The organism is Micromonospora sp. CNZ286 (assembly GCF_014207755.1).
Map to the genome: position 1 here is coordinate 2,983,047 of NZ_JACHIZ010000001.1, position 23,508 is coordinate 3,006,554.

General features: G+C 75.0%; 23 protein-coding genes. 12 read left to right on the forward strand and 11 right to left on the reverse strand.

All coding sequences use genetic code 11. From position 1 onward, the window contains the following. The first annotated feature begins 16 nt into the window (after positions 1-16). Positions 17-880: an SDR family NAD(P)-dependent oxidoreductase gene (locus FHX31_RS13380; protein ID WP_184976313.1), complete on the forward strand. Its 864-nt coding sequence runs from the start codon at positions 17-19 to the stop codon at positions 878-880. 45 nt (positions 881-925) lie between these two features. Further along, the gene (locus FHX31_RS13385) at positions 926-1,306 is read left to right on the forward strand and encodes a VOC family protein (protein WP_114920481.1); all 381 of its coding nucleotides are present in this window, start codon (positions 926-928) and stop codon (positions 1,304-1,306) included. Positions 1,307-1,360: 54 nt separating this feature from the next. On the opposite strand, the gene FHX31_RS13390 is transcribed toward FHX31_RS13385, so the two are convergent. Then, on the reverse strand, positions 1,361-4,369 hold the full coding sequence (locus tag FHX31_RS13390) for a glycosyl hydrolase (protein WP_184976315.1): 3,009 nt from the start codon (positions 4,367-4,369) through the stop codon (positions 1,361-1,363). A 261-nt stretch (positions 4,370-4,630) separates the two neighbouring features. Continuing rightward, positions 4,631-5,008, reverse strand: coding sequence for a hypothetical protein (locus FHX31_RS13395; protein WP_184976317.1), 378 nt, complete (start codon positions 5,006-5,008; stop codon positions 4,631-4,633). 96 nt (positions 5,009-5,104) lie between these two features. On the opposite strand from FHX31_RS13395, the gene FHX31_RS13400 reads away from it, so the two are divergent. Then, the gene (locus FHX31_RS13400; RefSeq protein WP_013286492.1) at positions 5,105-5,725 is read left to right on the forward strand and encodes an L-threonylcarbamoyladenylate synthase; all 621 of its coding nucleotides are present in this window, start codon (positions 5,105-5,107) and stop codon (positions 5,723-5,725) included. A gap of 75 nt (positions 5,726-5,800) precedes the next feature. Beyond that, entirely contained in the window at positions 5,801-7,375 is a 1,575-nt protein-coding gene (locus FHX31_RS13405; protein WP_184976319.1) for a Na+/H+ antiporter, read from the forward strand. 44 nt (positions 7,376-7,419) lie between these two features. Here FHX31_RS13405 and FHX31_RS13410 read toward each other — a convergent pair whose 3' ends face one another. After that, entirely contained in the window at positions 7,420-8,352 is a 933-nt protein-coding gene (locus FHX31_RS13410) for an NHL repeat-containing protein (protein WP_013476669.1), read from the reverse strand. Between the two features lie 115 nt (positions 8,353-8,467). Then, on the reverse strand, positions 8,468-9,913 hold the full coding sequence (locus FHX31_RS13415) for a glycoside hydrolase family 10 protein (protein WP_071094891.1): 1,446 nt from the start codon (positions 9,911-9,913) through the stop codon (positions 8,468-8,470). A 382-nt stretch (positions 9,914-10,295) separates the two neighbouring features. Between FHX31_RS13415 and FHX31_RS13420 the strand changes: the two genes are divergently transcribed. After that, positions 10,296-11,141 carry a S1 family peptidase gene (locus tag FHX31_RS13420; RefSeq protein WP_184976321.1) on the forward strand — a complete coding sequence of 282 codons (846 nt, stop codon included), beginning with the start codon at positions 10,296-10,298 and terminating at the stop codon, positions 11,139-11,141. Between the two features lie 50 nt (positions 11,142-11,191). Here FHX31_RS13420 and FHX31_RS13425 read toward each other — a convergent pair whose 3' ends face one another. Both FHX31_RS13425 and FHX31_RS13430 read right to left on the reverse strand, forming a co-directional pair. Then, positions 11,192-11,524, reverse strand: coding sequence for a putative quinol monooxygenase (locus FHX31_RS13425; RefSeq protein WP_013476672.1), 333 nt, complete (start codon positions 11,522-11,524; stop codon positions 11,192-11,194). Positions 11,525-11,564: 40 nt separating this feature from the next. Next, positions 11,565-12,527: a hypothetical protein gene (locus tag FHX31_RS13430; RefSeq protein ID WP_184976323.1), complete on the reverse strand. Its 963-nt coding sequence runs from the start codon at positions 12,525-12,527 to the stop codon at positions 11,565-11,567. A 165-nt stretch (positions 12,528-12,692) separates the two neighbouring features. Between FHX31_RS13430 and FHX31_RS13435 the strand changes: the two genes are divergently transcribed. Then, on the forward strand, positions 12,693-12,998 hold the full coding sequence (locus FHX31_RS13435; RefSeq protein WP_013286485.1) for a DUF1330 domain-containing protein: 306 nt from the start codon (positions 12,693-12,695) through the stop codon (positions 12,996-12,998). 13 nt (positions 12,999-13,011) lie between these two features. Here FHX31_RS13435 and FHX31_RS13440 read toward each other — a convergent pair whose 3' ends face one another. Then, positions 13,012-13,755, reverse strand: coding sequence for an N-acetyltransferase (locus tag FHX31_RS13440; protein WP_486481674.1), 744 nt, complete (start codon positions 13,753-13,755; stop codon positions 13,012-13,014). Between the two features lie 72 nt (positions 13,756-13,827). Here FHX31_RS13440 and FHX31_RS13445 point away from each other — a divergent pair, with 72 nt between their 5' ends. Continuing rightward, entirely contained in the window at positions 13,828-14,250 is a 423-nt protein-coding gene (locus tag FHX31_RS13445) for an acyl-CoA thioesterase (protein WP_013286483.1), read from the forward strand. Positions 14,251-14,257: 7 nt separating this feature from the next. On the opposite strand, the gene FHX31_RS13450 is transcribed toward FHX31_RS13445, so the two are convergent. Beyond that, the gene (locus tag FHX31_RS13450; protein WP_184976326.1) at positions 14,258-14,917 is read right to left on the reverse strand and encodes a response regulator transcription factor; all 660 of its coding nucleotides are present in this window, start codon (positions 14,915-14,917) and stop codon (positions 14,258-14,260) included. Further along, positions 14,905-16,188 carry a sensor histidine kinase gene (locus FHX31_RS13455; protein WP_184976328.1) on the reverse strand — a complete coding sequence of 428 codons (1,284 nt, stop codon included), beginning with the start codon at positions 16,186-16,188 and terminating at the stop codon, positions 14,905-14,907. The genes FHX31_RS13450 and FHX31_RS13455 overlap by 13 nt, the downstream gene beginning before the upstream one ends. Positions 16,189-16,321: 133 nt before the next feature. On the opposite strand from FHX31_RS13455, the gene FHX31_RS13460 reads away from it, so the two are divergent. The 4 genes from FHX31_RS13460 to FHX31_RS13475 all read left to right on the forward strand — a co-directional run bounded on the left by FHX31_RS13460 (position 16,322) and on the right by FHX31_RS13475 (position 19,508). Next, positions 16,322-16,963 (forward strand): DUF998 domain-containing protein, encoded by a 642-nt coding sequence (locus tag FHX31_RS13460; protein ID WP_184976330.1) that lies wholly within the window; start codon positions 16,322-16,324, stop codon positions 16,961-16,963. 4 nt (positions 16,964-16,967) lie between these two features. Then, positions 16,968-17,255 carry a DUF1905 domain-containing protein gene (locus FHX31_RS13465; protein WP_013476678.1) on the forward strand — a complete coding sequence of 96 codons (288 nt, stop codon included), beginning with the start codon at positions 16,968-16,970 and terminating at the stop codon, positions 17,253-17,255. Further along, positions 17,252-18,112 (forward strand): Sir2 family NAD-dependent protein deacetylase, encoded by an 861-nt coding sequence (locus tag FHX31_RS13470; RefSeq protein ID WP_184976332.1) that lies wholly within the window; start codon positions 17,252-17,254, stop codon positions 18,110-18,112. The genes FHX31_RS13465 and FHX31_RS13470 overlap by 4 nt, the downstream gene beginning before the upstream one ends. 169 nt (positions 18,113-18,281) lie before the next feature. Continuing rightward, positions 18,282-19,508: a low temperature requirement protein A gene (locus tag FHX31_RS13475; protein ID WP_184976334.1), complete on the forward strand. Its 1,227-nt coding sequence runs from the start codon at positions 18,282-18,284 to the stop codon at positions 19,506-19,508. 29 nt (positions 19,509-19,537) lie between these two features. Here the strand turns inward: FHX31_RS13475 and FHX31_RS13480 are convergent, their stop codons facing one another. Next, positions 19,538-20,083 (reverse strand): hypothetical protein, encoded by a 546-nt coding sequence (locus FHX31_RS13480; RefSeq protein WP_184976336.1) that lies wholly within the window; start codon positions 20,081-20,083, stop codon positions 19,538-19,540. A 70-nt stretch (positions 20,084-20,153) separates the two neighbouring features. Here FHX31_RS13480 and FHX31_RS13485 point away from each other — a divergent pair, with 70 nt between their 5' ends. Then, positions 20,154-20,732 carry a TetR/AcrR family transcriptional regulator gene (locus FHX31_RS13485; RefSeq protein WP_184976338.1) on the forward strand — a complete coding sequence of 193 codons (579 nt, stop codon included), beginning with the start codon at positions 20,154-20,156 and terminating at the stop codon, positions 20,730-20,732. Positions 20,733-20,735: 3 nt separating this feature from the next. Here FHX31_RS13485 and FHX31_RS13490 read toward each other — a convergent pair whose 3' ends face one another. Then, the gene (locus FHX31_RS13490) at positions 20,736-23,477 is read right to left on the reverse strand and encodes a helix-turn-helix transcriptional regulator (RefSeq protein ID WP_184976340.1); all 2,742 of its coding nucleotides are present in this window, start codon (positions 23,475-23,477) and stop codon (positions 20,736-20,738) included. Positions 23,478-23,508: the final 31 nt, after the last annotated feature.

A 23,508-nucleotide genomic window follows, 5' to 3' on the forward strand; every position in this document is an offset into this window, starting at 1 on the left:
CGGGAGGGGTGACGCGGTGGCGGGGGTGTTGTCGGGGCGGGTCGCTGTGGTCACCGGCGCCGCGCGGGGGATCGGCCGGGCCGCGGCGGTGGCGCTGGCCGAGGCGGGCGCGGACGTGGCCGGGATGGACGTCGCCGGGCCGGTCAGCCCGATCCTGGACCTGCCGCCCGCTACCCCGGAGGACCTGGCCGAGACCGGCCGGCGGGTGACGGCGGCGGGCGCCCGCTGGTCGGCGCACGTGGCCGACCAGCGCGACATCGGCGCGGTACGCGCTGTCGCCGAGGCGGTGGAACGCGAACACGGCGGCGTGGACGTGCTGTTCGCCAACGCCGGGATCCAGGCGTTCGCGCCGCTGCTGGAGATGACCGACCGGCACTGGCACGACCAGATCGACGTGAACCTCACCGGCGCCGCGAACGTGCTGCGGGTCTTCGCGCCGTTGCTGGTACGTCGCGGCGGCGGCCGGATCGTGGTCACCTCGTCCACCCAGGGGCAGCACGGCACCACGAACGGGTCCGCGTACTCGGCGTCCAAGTGGGGACTGATCGGGCTGGTCAAGTCCGCCGCGCTGGAACTCGGGCCGCACGGCGTGACGGTGAACGCGGTGATCCCGGGCCTGGTCGACACCGCCCTGACCCGGCACCGGGACCGGTACGTCCAGGCGCTCGTCGAGGCGGGCAAGCCGGCCTCCGGTGACCTCGCCGAGGTGGAGGACGCCGCGATTGCGGCGCTGCGGTCGAAGACGCCGCTGGGCGTGCCGTGGGTGGAACCGGAGGACGTCGCGCCGCTCGTGGTGTTCCTCGCCTCGGACGCGGCCCGGATGGTCAGCGGCACGTCGTTCGCCGCGACGGCCGGCGACAGCGCGCACGTGACCGCCTGACCGCGCGGGGCTGCCGGTGAGGGCGGTCGTGGTTAGGCTCGGGCGATGCATCGATCGAGGTTGTACGCCCTGATCATCGACGCGCCGCGGGACGAGGCGGGGGAGGCGGCCGCGTTCTGGTCCGCCGCACTCGGCGCGGAGCTGCGCACCGAACCGGCCGAACCGGAGTTCACCGGCCTGGCCGACGTGGTGCCCGGGCTGGTCACCGCCGTGCAGTCGGTCGGCGACGCGCCCCGCTACCACCTCGACATCGAGACCGACGACGTGGCCGCCGAGGTCGAGCGGCTGTGCGGACTCGGCGCCGCACCGGTCTCCCGCTGGCTCGACTGCCACGTGCTGCGCGCGCCGGGCGGGCACCTGCTCTGCGTCATCCCGGTGGCGAGCGACAGCGCGCTGTTCGAGTCCACCGCCACCCGCTGGCCGTGACCCGGTCGCGAACCGGCGCCCCGGCCACTGGGGCCGGGGCGCCGGAACCGCGGGTCAGGAACCGTACGGCAGGGTGACAGTCGAGCCGTTGCCGACGCCGAGGATCGTGGGGGCGCCGCCGATGGCGTTCCACACCTCGACGCGTACCGTGCCGCCGGACAGGTTGCCCAGCGTGCCAGTGGCCGAGAGCAGGCCCTGGGTCTGCCGGTAGCGCTCCGCACCCGGGATCGGATCGGTGGCGAAGTACCGGTAGGTCTCCACCCGCTCGACGCTGCCGTTGCCGGTCAGGTCGTAGGAGACCCGGATCTGGACGCCGTTGCCGATCGCGGTCCCCGCGTCGACGGCCAGGTCGAAGGCGGTCGCCCCGCCGGTGTACGTGCCGGTCAGCCCGGTGGCGGTGAACACCTGCGGGTTGGCCGGTGTGCCGTCGGAGTTGCCGTTCGCCGCCGCCACGTTCACCGTGCCGGCGGTGCCGGTGGTGCCGTCCAGCCCGCCGCCCGTACGCAGGTAGCGGACCGGTGTCAGCGGGGTGCCGGTACTCGGAGTGGGGCTGGCGGTGGTCGGCGTCGGCGTCGGGCTGGCCGTGGTCGGTGTCGGACTGGCGGTCGTCGGGGTCGGCGTCGGCGTCGAGGTCGGCGGCGGACCGGTCGGTACGGTCACGCCGCCGGTGGCGTCGCCGCCGCTCCACGCGTACGCCCCGGAGGTGGCCGTCCTCCCGGCCGGCACGGTGAGCGTGGTGCCGTTGGAGAACGTGACTGTGAGCGGCCGGGCGGTGATGTTCGACGCCACGTAGGTGCGGGCGCCGTTCTTGACGAACACCTTCGCCAGCGGGTGGTTCGCGGTGACCGTGGTGTCCACCGTGCCGAGCGCGGCCAGGTTGCGGATCCAGTGGAACGTGTGCGCCTTGCTCTCACCCTCCTCGCTGGTGAATCCGCTGTTGGCGCGGAAGTTGCGCAGCGCCTGCTCGCCGTCGCCGAGGGCCAGGAACTCCCAGATGATGTCCTGCCACACCGTGGGCGGGCCGCCCTTGTTGGTGACCAGCTCGGCGTAGTTGGCCTTGACGTACTCGGGGAAGTCGCCCAGGTAGAGGTGACCGCCGGTGATCGGCAGCATGTTGATGCCCTGGATCATCTCCGGCGCCGCGGAGAACCAGGTCGAGTACGACCCGCCGTCGCCCCACACCATGCCGACCGTCTTGTGCCCGAACGCGGCCGGGAAGTTCTGGTCGTACACGTCGAACCAGTACTCGGAGATGGCCGCGGACTGGGTGGTCCACAGGTAGACCCCGGCGTCGCGGACGGCGGTGTCGCCGGTGGCCTGGCCCCACTGGATCAGCGCGTTGGCGAAGTTCATCCCCTCCGAGGAGGACTCCTGGTTGTTGCCGGCGAAGAACGGCGCCAGGCCGGAGGCCCAGTCGTGGCCGGCGTAGATGTCGAAGTCCCGCAGGTAGGGGAAGCGGCTGTCGGCGCGGTCGTAGTTGTTGGCGTCGCGGATGAGCAGGTCGACCATGCCGCCGTAGCGGCTGTCGTCGGCCCAGCCCGGGTCGAACTTGGCCAGCGTGGCGGCGGCGGCGATGAAGTAGCCGTAGTGGAAGTGGTGGTCGTTGAGGTCCTCGTCGGAGCCGTACGACGCGGGGTAGCCGATCAGCGTGCCCCAGTTGCGGTCGTAGTAGAACAGCTGGCCGCTCTCGCCGGAGCCGGCGGTGAGCCAGTTGGTCAGCCGGTTCCGCATGGCGGTCAGCGCCGCGTCGCGGACCGGGGTCTGCCCGAGCTGGTCGGCGATCTCGGCGATGCGGGCGGCCCGGCCGAGTCCCTTGCCGGCCCAGTAGGTGTCCGGGCCGCTGACGCCCTCGGGGTTGCCCTGCTCGGCGTTCAGGTAGCCGGTGACGGTGGACAGGTCCGCGCCGCTGGAGTCGCCGACGGCGGGCACCTCGGGCAGGACGCCGGTGAAGCGCATCGTGGTGGTGAACGACGGCACGCCGGTGAGCACCCGCATGGCGCCGCGCGCCGAGACGTACGTCTGCCCGATCGGGGTGGCGCCGGTGAGGCTGCGCCACTGGTGCGGGTAGAGCGCCACCACGGTCTTCGTCTCGCTGCCCTCGCGCGGCGTGGTGGTGAACGCGTACGTGGTGCGTACCGTGCCGGCGGACTGGTCGTACGAGTAGCTCATCCGGGTGCCGGTGACGTGGGCGTGGGCGTACCGGCCGTAGGTGTCGGCCAGGGCGGCCCGGTCGCCGCCGCCGGGCAGCACCGCGACCGAGAAGTACCCCTTGCCGGCCAGCGTCGAGCTGATGCCGGCGCCGTTGACGGTCCAGGTCGCGCCGGTCGGTGCGTACGCGACGTAGTCGTGGCCGTTGACGGTGAAGCCGATGGTGGCTCCGGAGTTGCGCCACACGGTGGGCGTCGCGGTGGCGGTGAGCTGCGCGGTGCCGCCGCTGACCGTGTAGTAGCTGAACGGCAGCCCGTGGCCGATGGTGGCGCGCATGGTGCGGCTGCCGTCGCTCCAGTCGGCGGTGACCGTCCAGTCGCTCCAGCCGGCGGCCTTGACGACCGGCGCGGACAGTCCGGGCATCCCGACGCGGACGTCCTCGCCGTACGGGTAGTGGAACTCGCCGACGCCGGTCGCGGTGCCGCTGATGGCCGGGGTGGTGGTGTACGACAGGCCGAGCCCGTTGTTCTCGGCCTTGAACGCCAGCGGGTGGGCGTGCAGGTTCTCGCTGCCGGCGCAGTTGTTGCGCTTCCAGATCAGCGACGACCACCAGTCGTTGGTGGGGATGGCGCCGGCGGGCGCGTCGGGGGTGGTGAAGATGCGCGGGTTGGTGCTGATCGCGCCGCAGCCCTTGGGCAGCTGGGCGCCGGGCGGCAGCGTCTCGGTGTAGCTGCCCGCGCCGACGGCGCCGGCGGTGGCCGTGCCGCCGCCGCCGGCCACGGCGCCCAGCAGGCCGGCGGCGAGCACGGACGCGGCGACGAGGGCGGTCGCCCGCAGACCGCGACGGCGGGCCGGGGACGGGACGGGCGCGGTCGGGGGTACGGGGTCGGGGGAGAAGTCCCGCAGGAGGTTCATGGAGGTCCCCTTCACGAGGAGAAGGCGGGGTACGAAATGGTGTTCCGGCAGTCGTGAGAGCGCTCTCTTGAGAAGGGACAGTAAGGTTCGGGTTACGGCTCCGTCAATGTCTTGTTACCAAAGAGAGCGCTCTCCCGTGCTCACGGAAGGCCCTCCGGTCACCTCGCGAAGCGCCCTGACCAGCGTCGACGGCCCGCACGAAGCGCCGCCCCCGACCGAGGCGGCCGGGGGCGGCGCGAGGACGCGTACGCCTACGCTGAGTCAGGCGGCGGTGGCGGCGAGACTCTGCACGTCGGTGCGTGCCGCAGCCGTGCCCGGCTCACCGGCGGCACCGGCTCGACCGGCGCCCGGCTGCCCGGCGACCGGCTGTCCGGCGACCGGCCGCGACGCGGACTGCGACGAGCCGGCGGACTGCCGGGGCGCGGCGGACTGCCGCGGCGTCCGGGCGGCGCTCAGCCCCGCCTGCGCGTTGTTCCAGGCCGCGCACGGCCACGCCGCCCCGACGCAGCTCGGGCTGGTGCAGACGCGCTCGGCGTCCGGCTGGTGCGCGTCGGCCACCGCAGCGGCCAGGTCCCACAGCAGCGGATCGGTCACCTCCGCGGGGCGGTCGGCGACGCGGTCTGTGCTGGCTTCGGACATGATTCGGTCCCCCTGTCGTGAACGGCCCCCACCTGTTTCCGGAAACCGCCCCGGCCAAACCTGCGCCCGCCGGGGCGTGGACATAGGCTGGCCGGCGTGGCGAGGTACTACGACCTGCATCCGGACAACCCCCAGCCCCGCGTGATCCGGCAGGTGGTGGACCTGCTGCGCGCCGACGGGGTGATCGCCTACCCGACCGACTCCTGCTACGCGCTCGGCTGCCGGATCGGCAACCGCGACGGCGTGGAGCGGATCCGGGAGATCCGGCGGCTCGACGACCGGCACCCGTTCACCCTGATGTGCGCCGACTTCGCCCAGCTCGGCCAGTTCGTCAAGCTCAGCAACGCGGTCTTCCGGCAGGTCAAGTCCGTCATCCCGGGCAGCTACACCTTCCTGCTGCCGGCCACCGCCGAGGTGCCCCGCCGGTTGCAGGACCCGCGGCGCCGGGTGGTCGGGGCGCGCGTACCCCGGCACACCGTGACCCAGGCGCTGCTCGCCGAACTCGGTGAGCCGCTGCTGACCAGCACGCTGCTGCTGCCCGGCGAGGACGAGCCGATGACCCAGGGCTGGGAGATCAAGGAACGGCTCGACCACCTCGTCGACGCCGTGGTCGACGCCGGGGACTGCGGGCTGGAGCCGACCACAGTGGTCGACCTGTCCGGCCCCGAGCCGGAGATTCTGCGCCGCGGCGCCGGCGACCCGGCCCGCTTCGAGTAACGATCACCCGTTCCGCCCCGCCGGGCCGCCGCCGTAGGGCACCGTGATCCCGGCGGACGGTGACGGGGGTACGGCGTGGAAGCACTCGTGCTGATCACGGTGCTGGGTGCCACCGTGCTCGTCGGCACCACGATCGGCGGTCGCTACAGCGTCGCGCCGCCGGTCCTGCTGATCGCGATGGGCGCGCTGATCGGCCTGCTGCCGCCGTTCGAGAACCTGATCCTCGAACCCGAGGTCGTGCTGGTGCTGTTCCTTCCGGCGATCCTCTACCGGGAGAGTCTGGTCATCAGCCTCCGCGAGATCCGGGCCAACCTCACGGTGATCGTCGGGCTCGCCGTCGTGCTGGTGATCGTCACGATGGTCGCCGTCGCGTACACCGCGCAGGCCCTCGGCGTGCAGCCGGCCGCCGCGTGGGTGCTCGGGGCCGTCCTGGCGCCGACCGACGCCGCCGCCGTGGCCGGCCTGGCCAAACGGATGCCGCGCGGCATCCTCACCACGCTGCGCGCGGAGAGCCTGGTCAACGACGGTACGGCGCTCGTGCTGTTCGCGGTGGCGGCGGGCGTGGTCGCGGGCGGTACGGTGCCCGGTGCGCTGACGCTCAGCGGCGAGTTCGTCGGCAAGTCGGCCGGCGGGGTGGCCGCGGGCCTGCTCGTCGGGGCGGTCGTGGTGCTGATCCGCAAGCACGTGGACGACCCGATGCGCGAGGGCGGGCTGAGCATCCTCACCCCGTTCGTCGCGTTCCTGCTCGCCGACGCGGTGCACGCCAGCGGGGTGCTCGCGGTGGTCGTGTCCGGGCTGCTGCTGTCGTACGCCGCGCCCCGGGTCATCCGGGCCCGTTCCCGGGTCACCGCGTTCGCGTTCTGGGACCTCTCCACCTTCATGATCAACGGTGGGCTGTTCGTGCTGCTCGGCACGCAGGTGCCGCGCTCGCTGCGCAGCATCACCAGCCACTCGCCGACCGCGTCGCTCGGCATCGCGGTGCTCGTCGCAGCGGTCGTGGTGGCGATCCGCCTGCTCTGGGTGCACCTGTCGGTGTCGGCGCTGCAACGGGTGGACCGGCGGGAGTCGAGCCGGGCACGGCACTTCGACGGCCGGATGCGTACCGCCGTGGGCTGGGCCGGCTTCCGGGGCGCCGTCTCGCTCGCCGCGGCGCTCGCCGTGCCGGTCACCATGCACGACGGGAGCCCGGTACGCGAACGTGACCTGATCATCTTCGTCACCGTCGTGGTGATCGTGCTGATCATGCTGGTGCAGGGCACCACGCTTCCCGCGGTCGTGAGCTGGGCCGGCCTGACCGGCGACCGGGAACGCGACAAGGAGGTGCGCTGGGCCCGGATCCGGGCCACCGAGGCGGCACTGGAGGCGCTGCCCCGGGCCGCCAGCGACGTGGGCGCCACCCAGGACACCGTGGACCGGCTGCGCGCCGACTACGAGGACCACCTGGCCGACGCCCGCGACCCGGGTGGCGAGGACGCGGAGGCGGAGCGGGAGATGGCCCGCCGGCTGCGGCTTCGGGTGCTCGACCACAAGCGGCAGGAGATCACCCGGCTGCGCAACACCAGGCAGATCGACGACGCGGTGCTGCGGCAGCTCCAAGCGGCCATCGACATCGAGGAGATCCGGCTGCTCGGCCCGGAGATGGAGGAGTGAGCGACGCCGCCCGCGCCGGACGTCCGGCGCAGGCGGCGGCCCGCTCAGCGTGCGTCGACGGCGACAGCCGTGTACGGGGTGGCCGGCGTCGGCGGGGTGGAGAACCGGGCGTTGGGCAGGTAGAGCCGTCCGAGGGCGCTGGCGACGGTGGTCGGCACGTCGAAGTCCGGATCGGTGAGCACCCGGCGTAGCACACCGGTGGTGCCGGCGCGGTTCAGCTCGACCGCGGCGACCTGGTTGAGCCGGTTCTGCACCACGTACAGCGTGCGGCCGAGCAGCAGCAGGCCGTCGCCGTTGACGAACGTGCTCCCCGGCACGTCGACGGTGGTGGTGACGCCGGTGGCCGGGTCCACCCGGAACAGCGTGCCGGTGTTCGACTGCACGACGATCAGCGCCCGCCCGTCCGGCGTGGGCGCGATGCCGTTGAGGTTGATGCCGGTGCCGGTCTGCTGGAAGTCGCCGGTCAGCGGCAGCGTGGTGAAGGCGCCGGCGGGCGGCAGCGTGCCACCGCGCCCCAGCGGCAGGCGGTACAGCACCGGCCGGTTCGAGTCGGTGAACCAGGCGGCGTCGCGGGTGAGCGCCACGTCGTTGACGAACGTCGGCGCGTCGGCGAACCGGTAGCTCGCGAGCACGGCGCCAGTGCGCGTGTCGATCACCCGGGCGTCACCGGCGGTGCCGCCGGCGACGAAGAGCCGGCCCCGCGGGTCGACCTTCAGGCCGAGCGAGGGGGTGCCGGTGGCGGGGCTGACCTGCCGGCCCGCTCCGGTGATGAGGTCGGCGCGGTAGATCTCGCCGGTGGCCCGCGACCCGAACCAGGCGTACCGGCCGGCGGCGGCGACGCCCTCCGGCTGGAAGCCGTCGGGCAGCGCGATGACGCTCGGGCGGCGGTCGTGGGCGGTGGCGGGGGCCGGGACGGCGGTGGTGACGAGGGCGGCGGTCAGGGCGACGCCGAGGGCGGTCCTGATGCGTCGGTTCACTGTGGTCCTTCCGGCGAAACGGTGGAACAGGACCTACCCCACTGTACGGTCGCGGGCCGCTGCCCGCCCGGGACGCGACCCGGCACGGTGGCCCCGTGCCGGGTCACGTCGACTGTCAGCCGGCCGCGCAGGCCGGCGTGCCGGAGGGCGCGGTACCCGTGCCCTGGAAGCCGAACTCGGTGGTGCCACCGGCACCGACCTGGCGGTTGTAGTCCACGTTGCGGAAGGTCACCGCACCGCTGGTGCCGCTGGCCTGGGCGCTCCAGGTGTTCGTGATCGCCGAGCCCGAGGGCACTGTCAGCGACACGGCCCAGCCGTTGAGTCCGGAGGAGCCCGCGGTGATGCGGACGTTGGTGACGAAGCCGCCCGGCCACTGGTTGACGGTGAGCGTGGCGGTGCAGGCGCCGGTCGGCGGGGGAGTCGTGGGCGGCGCGCTGGTCGGCGGCGTGCTGGTGGGCGGCGCCGAGGTGGGCGGCGTGCTGGTCGGCGGCGCGGTGGTGGGCGGCGGGGTGCCGCCCTCGTTGAGCGCGTTCAGCACGGCGGTGTACGCCTGCTTCTTGTTGCCGCTGCCGTCGAACAGCAGCGGGGTGCCGCTGGCCCGCCAGGAGTCGGTGTCCCGGATGCCCCAGACCGTGATGCCGTTGCAGCGCGGCACGGCCAGGCAGTCCCGGGTCACGTTGCCGTACGTGGTGGCCTGGCTGCTGCCCGAACCCTCGATGTCCAGCTCGGTGATCTGCACGTCGACGCCGAGCGCGGCGAAGTTCTGCAGCGTGGTGCGGTAGTTGCTCGGGTACGGCGACCCGCTGTTGAAGTGCGACTGGAGACCGACGCAGTCGATCGGCACGCCCCGGGACTTGAAGTCCCGCACCATGTTGTAGACCGCCTGGGTCTTGGCCCACGACCAGTTGTCGGTGTTGTAGTCGTTGTAGCAGAGCTTGGCGCCCGGATCGGCGGCGCGGGCGGCACGGAACGCGGCCTCGATCCAGTCGCTTCCGGTGCGCTCCAGGTTGGAGTTGCGGCGGGCGCCGCTGTTGCCGTCGTCGAACGCCTCGTTCACCACGTCCCAGGAGTGGATCTTGCCCCGGTAGTGGGTGGCGACCTGGGTGACGTGGTTGAGCATCGCCTGGCGCAGCGCGCTGCCGGACATGTTCTGCGCCCAGCCGGGCTGCTGCGAGTGCCAGGCCAGCGCGTGTCCGCGTACCCGCATGCCGTTGGCCTGGGCGTGCGCGACGAGCCGGTCGCCGCTGCTGAAGTTGAACTGGTTCTGGGACGGCTCGGTGGCGTCCCACTTCATCTCGTTCTCGGCGGTGACCATGTTGAACTCGCGGTTCAGGATGCCGACATACGTGCTGTCGGACAACTTGTTCACCGCCACCGCCGTGCCGAAGTACCGGCCCTGCTCCGCCGCCGACGCGCCGAGCGTCGTACCGGCGCTGGCGCTGGTCGCCGCCGCTATCGTGGCGGCGACCACCGCGGCCCCCGCCACCATCGCGACCACAGCGGTCCGCGGGCGTGACCGGGCTGCCGCGCTCCCGCTGCCGCGGGCGAGCACCTTGTCCATCTGAACGCCTCTCTAGCCTGTCAATGGGATCGGCTCGCCTCGGCCACCGCCCGCCACGATGTCGGCTCCGCGCGGCCGCCCGGTGGCCGCGCCAGGTGGGGGAGTGGATCCCCGGCACATCGTGAGTGGATCGAAGCGAATCTCTGCCCGGAGCCTACCGGAAGCGTTCCGAAAACTTAATCACCTCGATACGTCGACATCGGGGCACGCGGCACCGGGCGAACGGGCGGAATCCCGGGCGGGGGCGGTAGGCGGGCACGCGCGTGCCGCCCGGCGCGGCTCCGGAAGTTTCGGGGAGCGCCGGTTCTGCCGGTTGAGTCGATCGCGTCGCCGGGCCGATGCTTGACGAATCGACCGTAGACGATGGAGGAGGTCCTGGAGGATGCGCCGACCCGCGCTCGCCGTACTCGTCCTCGCCGCCCTGCTCGCCGGCACCCCGGCGGTCGCCCGGGCCGGCGCCGCCGCACCGCCGCCCGAGCCCGCCGCGCTCGCCGCGATCCGCACGCCCGGCACCGCCTGGGGGCACGACCCGGCCACCGGCCGGCTGACAGTCACCGCCGACGACACGGTACGCGGGCGCGAGCTGGCCGCGTTGCGCCGGACCGCCGACCGGGCCGGCGCGGTGCTGCGCCACGAACCCGGGCGGCTGCGCACGCTCATCGCCGGCGGTCAGGCGATCCACGGCGGCGGCGGGCGCTGCTCACTGGGCGCGAACGTGCGCAGCGGCGCCACCTGGTACTTCGTGACCGCCGGGCACTGCACCCGCCTCGCCGCCACCTGGTACGCCGACAGCGCCCGCACCACGGTGCTGGGCAGCCGGACCGGCAGCAGCTTCCCCGGCAACGACTACGGCGTCGTCCGCTACACCGGCACCGTCGCCCACCCGAGCGCGATCCACACCTACCCGGGGCAGGTCACCGTCACCGCCGCGGGCAGCGCGTACGTCGGGCAGGCGGTCTGCCGCAGCGGCGCCACCACGGGCGTGCGGTGCGGCACCGTCACCGGGCTGAACGCGACCGTCAACTACGCCGAGGGCAGCGTCACCGGGCTCATCCGCACGAACATCTGCGCCGAACCGGGCGACAGCGGCGGCCCGCTCTACGTGGCGGCGACCGGTACCGTCATCGGCGTCCTGTCCGGCGGCAGCGGCAACTGCGCGAGCGGCGGCACCAGCTACTACCAGCCGATCCTGGAGATCCTCGCCGCGTACGGCCTGACCATCCCCTGACCGGCCGCGCGGGCGGCACGACCGCCGCCCGCGCCGGACCGGTCACCCGGTCAGGCGTCGCCCGGCACCGCCATCTCGCCCAGGCGCGACCAGTCCTGCTGCGGCACCGTCACGTTGACGATCCGGGGCGTCTCGGCCAGGTGCGGCGGCAACGTGCGCTGGGCGGTCCGGAAGTGCTCCGACTGCACGTGCGCGGCGCCCGCCTCGTCGTCTCGGAACGCCTCGACCAGCACGTACTCGGTCGGGTCGTCCAGGCTGCGGGACCAGTCGAACCACAGGCAGCCGGGCTCGGCCCGGGTCGCGGCGGTGAAGTCGGCGGCGATCTGCGGCCAGCGGTCGGCGTCCTCCGGGCGGACCCGGAACTTGGCGGTAATGAAGATCATGGGATCAGGCTACCCAGGGCCGGCGGCCACCCGCGCGGCATCAGCTCTTGGCCGCCGGGCCGAGCAGCTCGGCCGCCCGCCGGTCGGCGAACGCGGTGACCGCCTGCTGCCCGGCACCGAACACGATCGCCAGGCCCAGCAGCGCGGCGGTGCTGCTCACGCTGGTCTCCACCAGGCCGCCGATGACCAGCATGATGCCGACCACCGCGACCAGCGGGCCGACGGCGAGCTTGAGCAGCCCCTGCTGGAACGGCAGCTTGTAGGGCAGCCCGCCGGACCGGGAGGTGATCATCGACGGCAGCGCGCTGAGGAACGCCCCGAGGGCCCCGGCGATCAGCACGAAGAACAACAGCCGCCAGGCCGGTACGCCACCGGCGTCGGTCGGCGCCTCCAGCAGCCGGATGTCGTGGCTGAGCCACTGCACCAGCACCACCAGGACCTCCGCCAGCAGCGCGAACACCGACAGGCCCAGCATCCGGTTGCGCAGCCGGCGCGCCGACTCGTGGAACTCGTCGGACGCCGAGTGGTAGCGCAGCAGCAGCGCCTGCACCCGGGCGCGCAGCAGCGCCTCGGACGGGGCGCCGGCCGACGGGTCGAGGTCGGTGAGCACCTTGTCGTCGGCGGGCAGCACCTGCGCCGCCGCGCTGCGGTACGCGGGCAGCAGCCCGGTCAGCTCGTCCGTGCTGCGCAGCGCCACCATGGCCCGCTCCACCGAGTGGATCGTCTGCCACGCGTACTCCAGGTTGCCGCCGCGCAACCACTCGACCACGCCGCTGCGTCCGAGCACCACCTCCACCCGGGACAGCTGCGCGCGCAGCGCCTCGGCCCGCTCGGGGTCGCGCGGGGACAGCACCGCGAGCTGCTGGTACAGGTCGTCGAGCTTGGTCCGTACGCGGACCTGCCACACCGCACCGGGAACCGACGCGGCGGGCCGGGACGGCCCGCCCTCCGGCGCGTTCCGGGGCTCGGGTATGGCCTCCGGCTGGGTCTCCTGCTCGATCATCGTGCCCCACCTCTTTCCCCCCACGCCGCGCGGACCTGCTATCAGTATTCGCAGGTCAGGGCCATAATGGCTAGAGCACACCGGACAGTCGACCCGGCTCGCGAGGTGCGGGATCCGGCCCGACGGACGAGGCCGCAGCCGTCGGGCGGTCGGTAGCCTGAGCCGGTGACCGTCTACGCCCTCGCACAGCTCACCATCCACGACCGGGCGCGCTACGACAGGTACGCCGCGGCCTTCCCGCCGGTGCTGGCCCGATACGGCGGGAAGCTGCTCGCCGCCGACACCGCCCCCCGCGTGGTGGAGGGGGAATGGCCGCACCAGAAGGCGGTGCTCCTGTCCTTCGACAGCCGCGAGGACTTCGAGCGCTGGTCCACCTCGCCGGAGTACCGGGAGATCTCCCGGGACCGGGAGGCGGCCACCGAGGGCGTCGTGCTGCTGCTCGACGGGATCGGGCACGCCTGGCCGGCCTGACCCGCGGGCCCGCTCAGAGCCGGTGCCGCACCCACACGTTCGGCTCGACGTACGCGGCGTGGTCGTGGTCGGCGTCGACGAGCACCGGCGTCAGCGCTCCGGGCACGCGTACCGGGCCGGAGGTGTCGAACGGCAGCCCGGTCCAGCGCCGCCAGTCGGCGAGCGTGCCGGTCACCGTCATCGAGCGGGGCGCGATCCGCTCGATCACCCCGCCCGCGCGGACGTGCACCCGCAGCCACGGGTCGGCCGGCAGCCCGTCCGGGCGGTGCCGGGCCACGTACTCGGTCATCGGCACGTCCGGGACGGCGGCCTTGCCGCTCGGGCGCACCGGCGCCACCAGCGTGTCGAAGCCGGCGCGGGCCACCGCCGCGCGCATGGCCGCGAGCATCAGCCCGGACAGCCCGCCGCCGCGCCGGTCCGGGCGCACGCAGATCTCCAGCGCCGACACCAGGTTCGGAGTGGACCCGGTGAGCCGGCCCAGCGTGGCCCGCTGGATCACCCGGTCCCAGCCGCCGTCGGGCAGCTCGTCCTCGGTCCAGCGCAGCGGCACCGCGTACCCCCGGGCCACGGCCCGGCCCGGCTCGGCCGGGTCGACGGCGGCGAAGACGAACTCGGGGTGCAGCTCGTGCGCGACGCCGTAGTAGAGCGCCCCCATCGGATCCCAGAGCATGAACGGCGGCCAGGCGCCGTCGAAGTCGTTGTCCAGCAGCGGCGCCAGGTCGGGCCGCTGCGCCAGTGTCGCGATCTCCAGGGTCACGCCGGGCAGGCTAGGGCCGCGCGGCCCGGACCGCACGCGGATTACCGCTGCGCCCCTGGTTAGGCTGCCGGCATGGCAGATCCGTTCCGGGTACGCGTCACCGTGCGCGGCTACGAACTCGACACGCAGGGGCACCTCAACCAGGCGGTCTACCTCCAGTACGCCGAGCACGCCCGCTGGGAGTGCCTGCGCGCGTCCGGCATCGGCCAGGACCGGCTGCTCGCCGGCGGCGTCGGGCCGGTCGCGCTGGAGGTGACGGTGCGCTACCTGCGGGAGCTGCGCGGCGGCGACGAGGTCGACGTGACCTGCGAGTTCCACTGGGGCGAGGGCAAGACGTTCCGGATCGGCCAGGAGTTCACCCGGGCCGACGGCACCCCCGTCGCATCGGTCAGCGGCGTCGGCGGGCTGCTCGACCTCACCGCACGGCGGCTCGTGTCCGACCCGCGCGAGCGGTTCCGGGCGCTGGCCACCGACCCCGGACCGATGAGCCTGTAACGCCCGGTCAGCGCGTCGCGCGCAGCCAGGCGAGCACTGCCAGCACCCGCCGGTTGGTGTCCTCGTCCGGCGGCAGGCCGAGCTTGGCCAGGATGTTGCCCACGTGCTTGCCCACCGCCGCCTCGGTGACGTGCAGGCGGGCCGCGATCGCGGCGTTGGAGTGGCCCTCGGCGACCAGCCCCAGCACCTCCCGCTCCCGGGGGGACAGCGGGCCGAGCGGGTCGCGGGGGCGGCGCAGCAGGTGCCGCACCACGTCCGGGTCGACGGCGGTGCCGCCGGCCGCCACCCGGCGCAGCGTCGCGGCGAACTCGGCGACGTCTGCCACCCGGTCCTTGAGCAGGTAACCGACCCGGTTGCCGTCGCCGCTGTCGAGCAGCGCGGCGGCGTACCCGCTCTGCACGTGCTGGCTGAGCACCACCACGGCCAGGTCCGGGCGCTCGGCGCGTAGCGTGACCGCCGCGCGCAGGCCGTCGTCGCGGTGCTGCGGCGGCATCCGGATGTCGGTCACCAGCAGATCGGGCCGGTGCGTGCGGACCGCGTCGAGCAGCTCCGGGGCGGAGCCCACGGCGGCGTCCACCGCGAAGCCGAACCGGGTCAGCAGGCCCACCAGGCCCTCCCGCAGCAGGACCTCGTCCTCGGCCAGGACGACCCGGATCACGGACGGCACGGCAGCTCCACCCGCACGAGGGTAGGCCCACCGGGCGGGCTGGACAGCAGCAGCCGCCCGTCCACCGCGGCCACCCGGTCCGCGAGCCCGGTCAGGCCGGTGCCGCGCGCCGGGTCGGCGCCGCCCCGGCCGTCGTCGCACACCTCCACCACCAGCAGCCGTTCGTCGCGGATCAGCCGCACCTGCGCCCGGGTGGCCCCGGCGTGCCGGGCCACGTTGCCGAGCGTCTCCGAGACCACGTACCAGGCGGTGGTCTCCACCAGCTCCGGCACCGGGCGGGTCAGGTCGGCGTGCACGGCGACCGGGACGACCGACCGGGCGGCCAGGTCACCGACGGCGGCGGCCAGGCCGAGTTCGGTGAGCTGCGCCGGACGGATGCCGTGGACGATCCCGCGCAACGTCACCATCAGCTCCTTGGCCTGCTCGTGCGCCGCCGCGAGCGGCCCCGCCGCCGGGGAGTCGTCCGGCACGTCGAGGCGGGCCAGCCCGAGCTGGAGGGTGAGGCTGGTCAGGCGCGGCTGCACGCCGTCGTGCACGTCCCGCTCGATGCGGCGGCGCTCCGCCTCGTACGCGCTCACCAGGCGGGCCCGGGACCGGGTCACCTCGCGCAGCGCCGTACCGGCGGGCGCGTCGTCGAGCAGCAGGCGGGCCACCGTCGCCTGGACCGCTACGAGCAGGCCGGCCAGGTAGACCAGCGCCGGGACCGCCAGCAGACCGGCGAGCGCGTACGGCACCGCCTCGGCCGGGGAGTCGACTGTGGCCCAGACCAGCACGATCCGGTCCTCGCCGCCGGCCAGCCACGGACCGGCGATCAGCACCGCGTCCAGCAGCGCGAGCAGACCGACCGTTCCGTACGCCAGCGGCACCGCCACACCCAGCACGGCCAGGTACGCGGCCTCCCGCCACCCGGCGGCGGTGGTGAGGCGGGCGGCGAGCCCACGCCACCGCGGTGCTGTCACCGGGCGGTCGTCGACCAGGCCGAGGCGCCACCGCTCGACGGCAGCCACCGGCGCGCCGGCCAGCGGGGCGAGCGCCACCACCGCGAGCGCCAGCACGGCCAGCACCGCCAGCGCCGGGGCGTCGACCGGGCGGCCCCGCCGCAGCGCGCCGGCCACCAGCAGCAGTGGCGCGGCGACCACCGCCGCGCCGAGCGCCGCCGCGCCGGCCAGGGGCAGCGTCGTGACGGCGTACGCCAGTGCCCGCCACGGCCACGCGGACAGCAGGTAGCGGCGGCGGCGCAACGCGCCGGCCAGCCCGTGATCAACGGTCATGCGGTGACGCTAGCCAGGCCACGCCGTGCTTCCCAGCCGGCTGGACCCCGCTCTCCGGGTAGGCCTGGCCCTACCTCGAACCGGCCCGCCACGCCCCGTGCGCCGGGATGCCCCGGGACGGTGCACTCGGCGGATGAGAAACCGCCTCGCGGGCGCCTGCTGGCTGCTCGCCGCCGTGTCGTTCCTCGTCGCCAACGTGGTCGTCGGCCTGGCCTGGGAGCAGCCCCGGTTCAGCTGGGCCGAGCACAACATCAGCGACCTCGGCAACGTGACCTGCGGCGTGTGGGACAGCAGCCGCCCGCGTCCGGTCTGCTCGCCGTGGCACCCGCTCATGAACGCCGTGTTCGTCGGCGCCGGGCTGCTGCTCGCGCTCGGCGCGCTGCTCGCACACCGGGCGCTGCGCCCGGGCCGCGCCGCGACCGTCACCGTCGCGTCGGCAGCGGCCGCCGGATCCGGGTACGTGCTGGCCGGCCTCCACCCGGCCGACGTGGACGAGAACCTGCACGTGCTCGGCGCGCTGCTGGTCTTCGCGCTCGGCAACGCGGCGCTGCTCGCCGCCGCGCTCGGCCGGTCGCCGCTGCTGCGCGAGCTGCGGACCGTCAGCGCGCTCCTGGGCCTGCTCGGCCTGGCCGGCACCGTGCTGTTCCTGTCCCGGGTGGACGCCGGCATCGGCGTGGGCGGCATGAAACGCGTCGCCGTGTTCCCGCTGTTCGCCTGGGTGACGGTGACCGGGCTGCGGCTGCTGCGGTCGCGTCGGTCCCGGCCCCTATCCTGACCGGATGGAGCTGGCGTTCAGCGGCGAGGTGTGGTTCTGGCGCGGCCCGGCGCCGTACCACTTCGTCACAGTGCCCGACGAGCAGAGCGCGGCCATCGAGGCCGCCTCGGCGTCGGTCACCTACGGCTGGGGCATGATCCCGGTGACGGTCCGCATCGGTGACACCGGCTGGCGGACGTCGCTGTGGCCCAAGGACGGCCGGTACGTGGTGCCGCTGCGGGTCGCGGCGCGCCGGGCCGAGGGCATCGAGCTGGGCGACCGGGTCGACGTGCGGCTGACGGTGGACGTGTGACCGGGCCGGAGCTGGCCGAGGCGGGCCGGCTGCTCGCCGCCGCCCGGCGGCCGGTGGTGTTCACCGGGGCCGGCATGTCGGCCGAGAGCGGCGTGCCGACGTTCCGGGACGCCCAGACCGGGCTCTGGCAGCGGTACGACCCGCTGGAGCTGGCGACCCCTGCCGCGTTCCGGGCCGACCCGGCGCTGGTCTGGGGCTGGTACGAGGCACGCCGGCACGGGGTGCGCCGGGCCCGGCCGAACCCGGGGCACCGGGCGGTGGCCGCGATCCGGGCCCGGTGCCCGGAGACCGTGGTGATCACGCAGAACGTCGACGACCTGCACGAGCGCGGCGGTGTGCCGGCCCCGGTACGCCTGCACGGCAGCCTGTTCGCGCCCCGCTGTTCGGCCTGCGCCCGGCCCGCGCCGCTGCCGTCCGACCTGCCGCCGCCCTCCGACGCGCCGGTGTCGTTCGGCAGTCCGGAGGCGCACGACGAGGCGGAACCGCCCGGCGGGCCGGAGCCGCATGCGCCGGAACCGCACGACGGGCCGCTGACCCCGCCCGCGTGCGCCGGATGCGGCGCGCCCGTGCGGCCCGGGGTGGTGTGGTTCGGCGAGGCGCTGCCGTCGGCCGCGCTCGACGCAGCGGTCGAGGCGGCGTCCGGCTGCGACCTGCTGCTGACGGTGGGCACCTCGGCGCTCGTGCACCCGGCCGCCGAGATCCCGCTCGTGGCGGCCCGTCTCGGCGCGCCCGTGGTGCAGGTGAACCCGGTGCCGGCGCCGCTGGACGCGATCTGCGCGGTGAACCTGCGCGGCCCGGCCGGCGAGGTGCTGCCCGCGCTTGTCCGCGCCGCCTGGCCGGACGCCGACGCCGGCTGAGCCGCCCGCCGCCGCCCTGCCTGACAGCCCGGCCGCGCCGCCTCGTCGTGCCGCTCAGCGGGCACCGGTCCGGCAGACCGCGCCGGGCGTGATCGCGGGAAACACCCGACCGCCCGTCCGGGGCCGCCTACCGTCGGCGCAGGAGGTGGACCGGCGGAGGGCGGCGGACGTGGCACGCAAACGGGTGCGAGGGCGGCTGCGCCCGCCCCGGCCGGGGCCGGACCAGCGCCGGGTCACCCCCTTCGAGATCTTCTTCGACCTGGTCTTCGTCTTCGCGCTCACCCGGATCATGGCGCTGATCGAGCCGCACCCGACCCTGACCACGATGGCCCAGGGCATGCTCCTGCTCGTGCTGCTCTGGGTGGCGTGGCTGTCGTACGCCTGGTTGGGCAACCACACGCCCGCCGACGTCGGGGTGGTGCGCGGCGGGTTCCTGATCGCGATGGCCGCGTTGTTCCTGGCCGCGCTCGCCATGCCGGAAGCGTGGACGCCGGGTCCGGGGCTGGACGGGCCGCTGATCGTCGTGCTGGCGTACGTGGTGCTGCGCGTGGTGCACCTGACGCTGTTCCACTGGGCCGCCGCGGACGACCCGGAGCTGCGCGCCCGGATCCGGTTCTTCGCGCTCGTCAGCGCCGTGGGCTGGGTGCCGTTGCTGCTCGGCGCGCTGCTGGACGGGGCCGCACACGCGGTGCTGTGGGTGCTGGGCTTCGCCGTCGAGGTGGCCGGTCAACGGCTGTCGTACGCCCGCCGGGGAGCCTGGCCGCTGCGCAGCCCGACGCACTTCGCCGAGCGGTACGGCCTGGTACTGATCATCTCGCTGGGGGAGTCGGTGGTGGCCGCGGGGGTGGGCGCGGCCTCGGCGGTGACCGAGCCGCCGGTCCTCGCCGTGGCGCTCGTCGGTTTCGTGGTGACCGCCTGCCTCTGGTGGCTGTACTTCCACCGCACGTCCCCGGCGGCGGCCCGGGCGCTCGCCGCCGCGTCGCCGGCGCAGCGGGACCGGATCGCCGCGGACGCCTACAGCCAGACCCATCTGCTGCTGGTCGCCGGCGTCATCTACCTGGCGCTGGGTATCGAACAGGTGCTGGAGCACGTCGCGGACCCGGAGGCCGGGCCCCGGCTGGACCGCTCCGCCGCGGTGGCGCTGTTCGGCGGCGCGGCCGTCTACCTGGCCGGGCGGCTGCTGTTCCGCCGGCTGACCGGGCAGCCGGTCGGACCGGCCCGGCTCGCCGTCGCCGGGGCGGCACTGCCGCTGGCCGCGCTCGGGACGGTGCTGCCGCCACCGCTGGCGCTGGCGGCGCTGGCCGGGCTCTTGCTGGCCGCGATCGCCGTCGATCGGCTCGGTGAGCCGGCCGCCGCCGGACGGCCGGGGGTCACCGACGCGCATCGACCGCTCTGAGGCCGGATCGCCGGCGCGGTCGGTGATCCTTACGCGTCGCGCGGCGCCCGCTTCGGGAAGACGGTGTACGCGACCGGCCAGAACACCAGCCAGCCCGCCATCACCACGCTGAGCCGGCCGGTCCACGCCCACAGCTCGGCGGTGCGCTCGCTGTCGCCCACCACGGCGATGCCGGCCAGCAGCACGGCGCAGGCGACCACCCAGCCGATCATGCCCTTGCCCCACTCCCGCCACTCGTGCCGGGCCCGCGCCATCCCGTACCGGGGTGGCCGGCTCGGGGGAGGGCCGCCGGCGAACCGGTGTGCGAACCGCTGGTCGGCCCAGCGCACCATGCTGTGCCCGAACGCCACCGAGAACCCGAGGTACGCGGCGGCGAGGCCGTGGGCGAACGTGGCGGTCGCGCCCCGGCGCAGGTCGATCATCGTGGCTGCCAGCAGCACGAGGTCGACCACCGGCACGGCGATCAGCAGGGCGGCGCCGAGGCGGGGCCGTCGCAGCGGGTACCGGGCGATCAGGCCGGCGAGCAGCACCACCCAGAACGCCACCTCGCATCCGACGATCACTGCCACGAGCATGTGCCCTCCTTTTTTAGTACGCTGTGCGATAACCGTAACAGCGCTCGTCGACCAGGTTCCGGAGGGGCCCGTGCCCAAGATCGTCGACCACGACGCGCGCCGTGCCGAACTGGCACGGGCGATGTGGCGGGTCGTCTACCGCGACGGCGTCGGCGCCGCCACCGTCCGCAGCATCGCGGCCGAGGCGGGCTGGTCACCGAGCGCGCTGCGGCACTACTTCGCCACCCAGACCGAGCTGCTGGTGTTCGCCATGGAGCACGTGCAGGCCGAGGCGGCCGAGCGGATCACCACCGGGGACCGCACCGGCAGCCCGCGCGAGGTCGCCCAGCGGATCCTGGAACAACTGCTGCCGCTGGACCGTCAGCGCGTCCGCGAGGCCGAGGTGTGGCTGCTGCTCGCCGCGCGTACCCGGACCGACCCGGCCGCGCGCGCCCGGACGACCGAGGCCGACGAGGGCATCCGCCGCGCCGTCGAGTTCGCGGTCGTCCTGCTCACCGGGGAGCCGGCCGCCGACCCCGAGGCGGTCGCCGGGCTGCACGCCCTGCTCGACGGGCTCGCGCTGCACGCGCTGCTGCACCCCGAGCGGATGCCGCCCCGGCGCGCCCGGGAACTGCTCGGCGCGCACCTGGACGCGCTCGCCGCGCCCTGACGGTCAGTCGCCCGGCGGACGTCCCATCGCCGCGCCCAGCTCGGCGCGGCTGGCGATGCCCAGCTTGCGGTAGACCCGGGCCAGGTTGGCCTCCACAGTCTTCGGGCTGATGTAGAGCGCGTCGGCGATGAGCCGGTTGGTCTGGCCTCGGGCGGCGAGCCGGGCGACCCGCTCCTCGGTCGCGGTGAGCGTCGTCGGGGCCGGGGTGCGGGCGCCGATGCGGCCCAGCTCCGCCCGCGCCCGGTCGGCGAACCCGGACGCGCCGAGCGCGTCGAACTCGGCCACCGCCGCGTCGAGCGCCGCCCGCGCCTCCCGCCGCCGCCGCACCCGCCGGTACGTGCGGCCGGCGGCGAGCAGGCAGCGGGCCCGGTCCAGCGGCAGCACCGCCTCCGGCACCGCCGCCCTGGCCTGCGTCAGCGCGTCCAGCGCCGCGCCCGGATCCGCCCCGGTCGCCCCGGCCAGCAGCACCCGGCTGCGGGCCAGCCCGAGCGTCGTCCACGGGCGCGGCAGCCGGCTGTGGCGCCGCGCCAGCCGGTCCAGCGCGGCGTGCGCGGTGTCCAGGTCACCGGCGCCCACGCACGCCTCGATCCAGTCCGGCTCGAAGCGCTGACCCAGCGGTTCGGCGATGCCCGACCCGTCCAGGTCGGCGGCGAGCGCGCCGTACGCCGTCGCCGCGGTGGCCCACTCCCCGGAGGCCAGCGCCACCAGCCCGGTGAGCTGGTGGTGCAGCCGCCGGCTCCAGGCGTCGCCGAGGTCGTCGTCGCGGCGCAGCCCGGCGGCGGCGGTGCCCGCCTGCGCCAGCCGTCCCCGGTGCGCGTCGAGCACACCGGCCAGCCAGCTCTCGCCCACCAGCCCGGTGCCCAGCTGCTCACCCAGGTCGCGGGCGGCGGCGATGTGCGTACCGGCCTCGGCGAAGCGCCCCGCCAGCAGTTCCGTCTCGCCGAGGTGGGTCAGCACCTCGTGCCGCAGCGGGTCGTCGCCGCGCGCCACCGCCAGGTCCAGCATCACGTGCAGCCGGGCCCGCGCCCGGTCGTGGTCGTCGACCGACTTCCACCAGATCGCCGGCACCGAACCGGCCAGGAAGGACGGCTCACCGCCCTCCAGCGACAGTGCCCGGTCCAGCAGCTCGGTGGGCGCCGGGCCGCCGGCGCGTACCTCGTGGAAGAACAGCAGCAGCAGCGCGGCGGTGAGCAGCGGGCGGTGCTCGTCGCGGTCGGACAGCCGGGCGATCGCGGCCCGCGCATGCCGGCGGGCCGGCTCCGGCTGGTCGTGGAACATGGTCAGGTGGGTGTGGATCCGCCCGGCCAGGTCGCCGTCCGGCCCGGCGGCGGCGAGCGCCTGCTCGGCGACCCGGACGGCGGTGACCAGGTCGTCGGCGCACCACGCGACGAGCGCGCGCAACAGCAGCGCCTCGCCCCGCTCGGCGCCGGTCAGCTCGCCGGCCGCCGCCTCGGCGGCTCGCCCGGCCGCCGCGTAGTCGCCGCTGTCGATGCGGCACTGCACCGCGTCGAGGCGACGCCGGTTCCGGTCGGCGGTCGCGGACGGCGGGGTCAGCTCGGCCGCCCGGGCGTACCAGTCGGCGGCGAGCGCTGACGCGCCGCGCATCCGCTGCCGGGCCGCCGCGGCGGCCAGGTCGGCGGCGACGGCGGCGTCCGGCGCCACAGTGCAGCGGGACAGGTGCCGGGCCCGCTCGTCCGGGTCGGCGACAGCGGCGGCGAGCAGCGCGTGCAGCCGCCGCCGGGCGCCCGGCGGGATGCTCTCGCGCACCGCCGCCGCGTACCGGGGGTGCGCGAAGTCGATCCGGCTCGCCGTGACCACGACCAGCCCGGCGTCCTCGGCCGCGTCCAGCGCCCCGGCCGGCACTCCCGCCGCCGCCAGGTCCCGCAGCGTCGGCACGGTCAGCAGCGCGGCCAGCCGCACCGCGTCGCGGCTCGGGCCGGGCAGCGCCCGCAGCGTCCCGGCGAGCAGCAGGCGCAGCGACGACGGTACGGGTAGGTCCTCGTCGTGCGCGGGCGGGCGGGGCAGCCGCAGCACCGCCCGCGCGAGTTCGATCGCGAGCAACGGGTTGCCGTCGGCGTCGCGGGCCAGCCGGTCGGTGAGCGGACGGCTGAGGGTGCCGCCGAGCCGGGCGGCGAGGACGCGGTGCAGGTCGGGCGGGGAGAGCGGGGGTACGTCGGCACGCAGCAGCGGATGCCGTCCGGTCGGGTCGTCGTCCAGCCCGAGCGGCACCGGCACCGGCGGGCTGTCCCCGGCGCGGTGGGTGGCCAGGACGGCGGGCCACCGGGTCAGCCGGCGCAGCGCGAACCGCAGCGCCCGGGCGCTCGGCGGGTCCAGCCACTGCGGATCGTCGACGGCGAGCAGCACCCGGGGCGCGTCGGTGACCGCCGCGTCGAGCAGCGTACGGGTGGCCGCGCCCACCGCCCGCTCGTCCACCGCGCCGTCGTACTCGCCGGTCAGCAGCACCATGTCGGCGGCGACCCGTTGCGGCGCGGGCAGCCCCGGCAGCGCGTCCGCGAGCGGGCGGAGCACGTCGGCGAGTGCCGCGTACGGCAGCGCGGTCTCGGCCTCGGTGGGCGCGGCGGACAGCACCCGCCAGCCGGTCCGCCCGGCGTGGGCGACCACTGCCCGCCACAGCGCGGTCTTGCCGATGCCGCTCGGGCCGTCGAGCAGCACCGGCGTACCGGAGGTCAGGGCACGCCACACCCGCTCGACGACCGCGTCGCGGCCGACCAGTGCGGCGTCCATGGCGGGATGGTGGCACAGCGGCGCCCGCGAA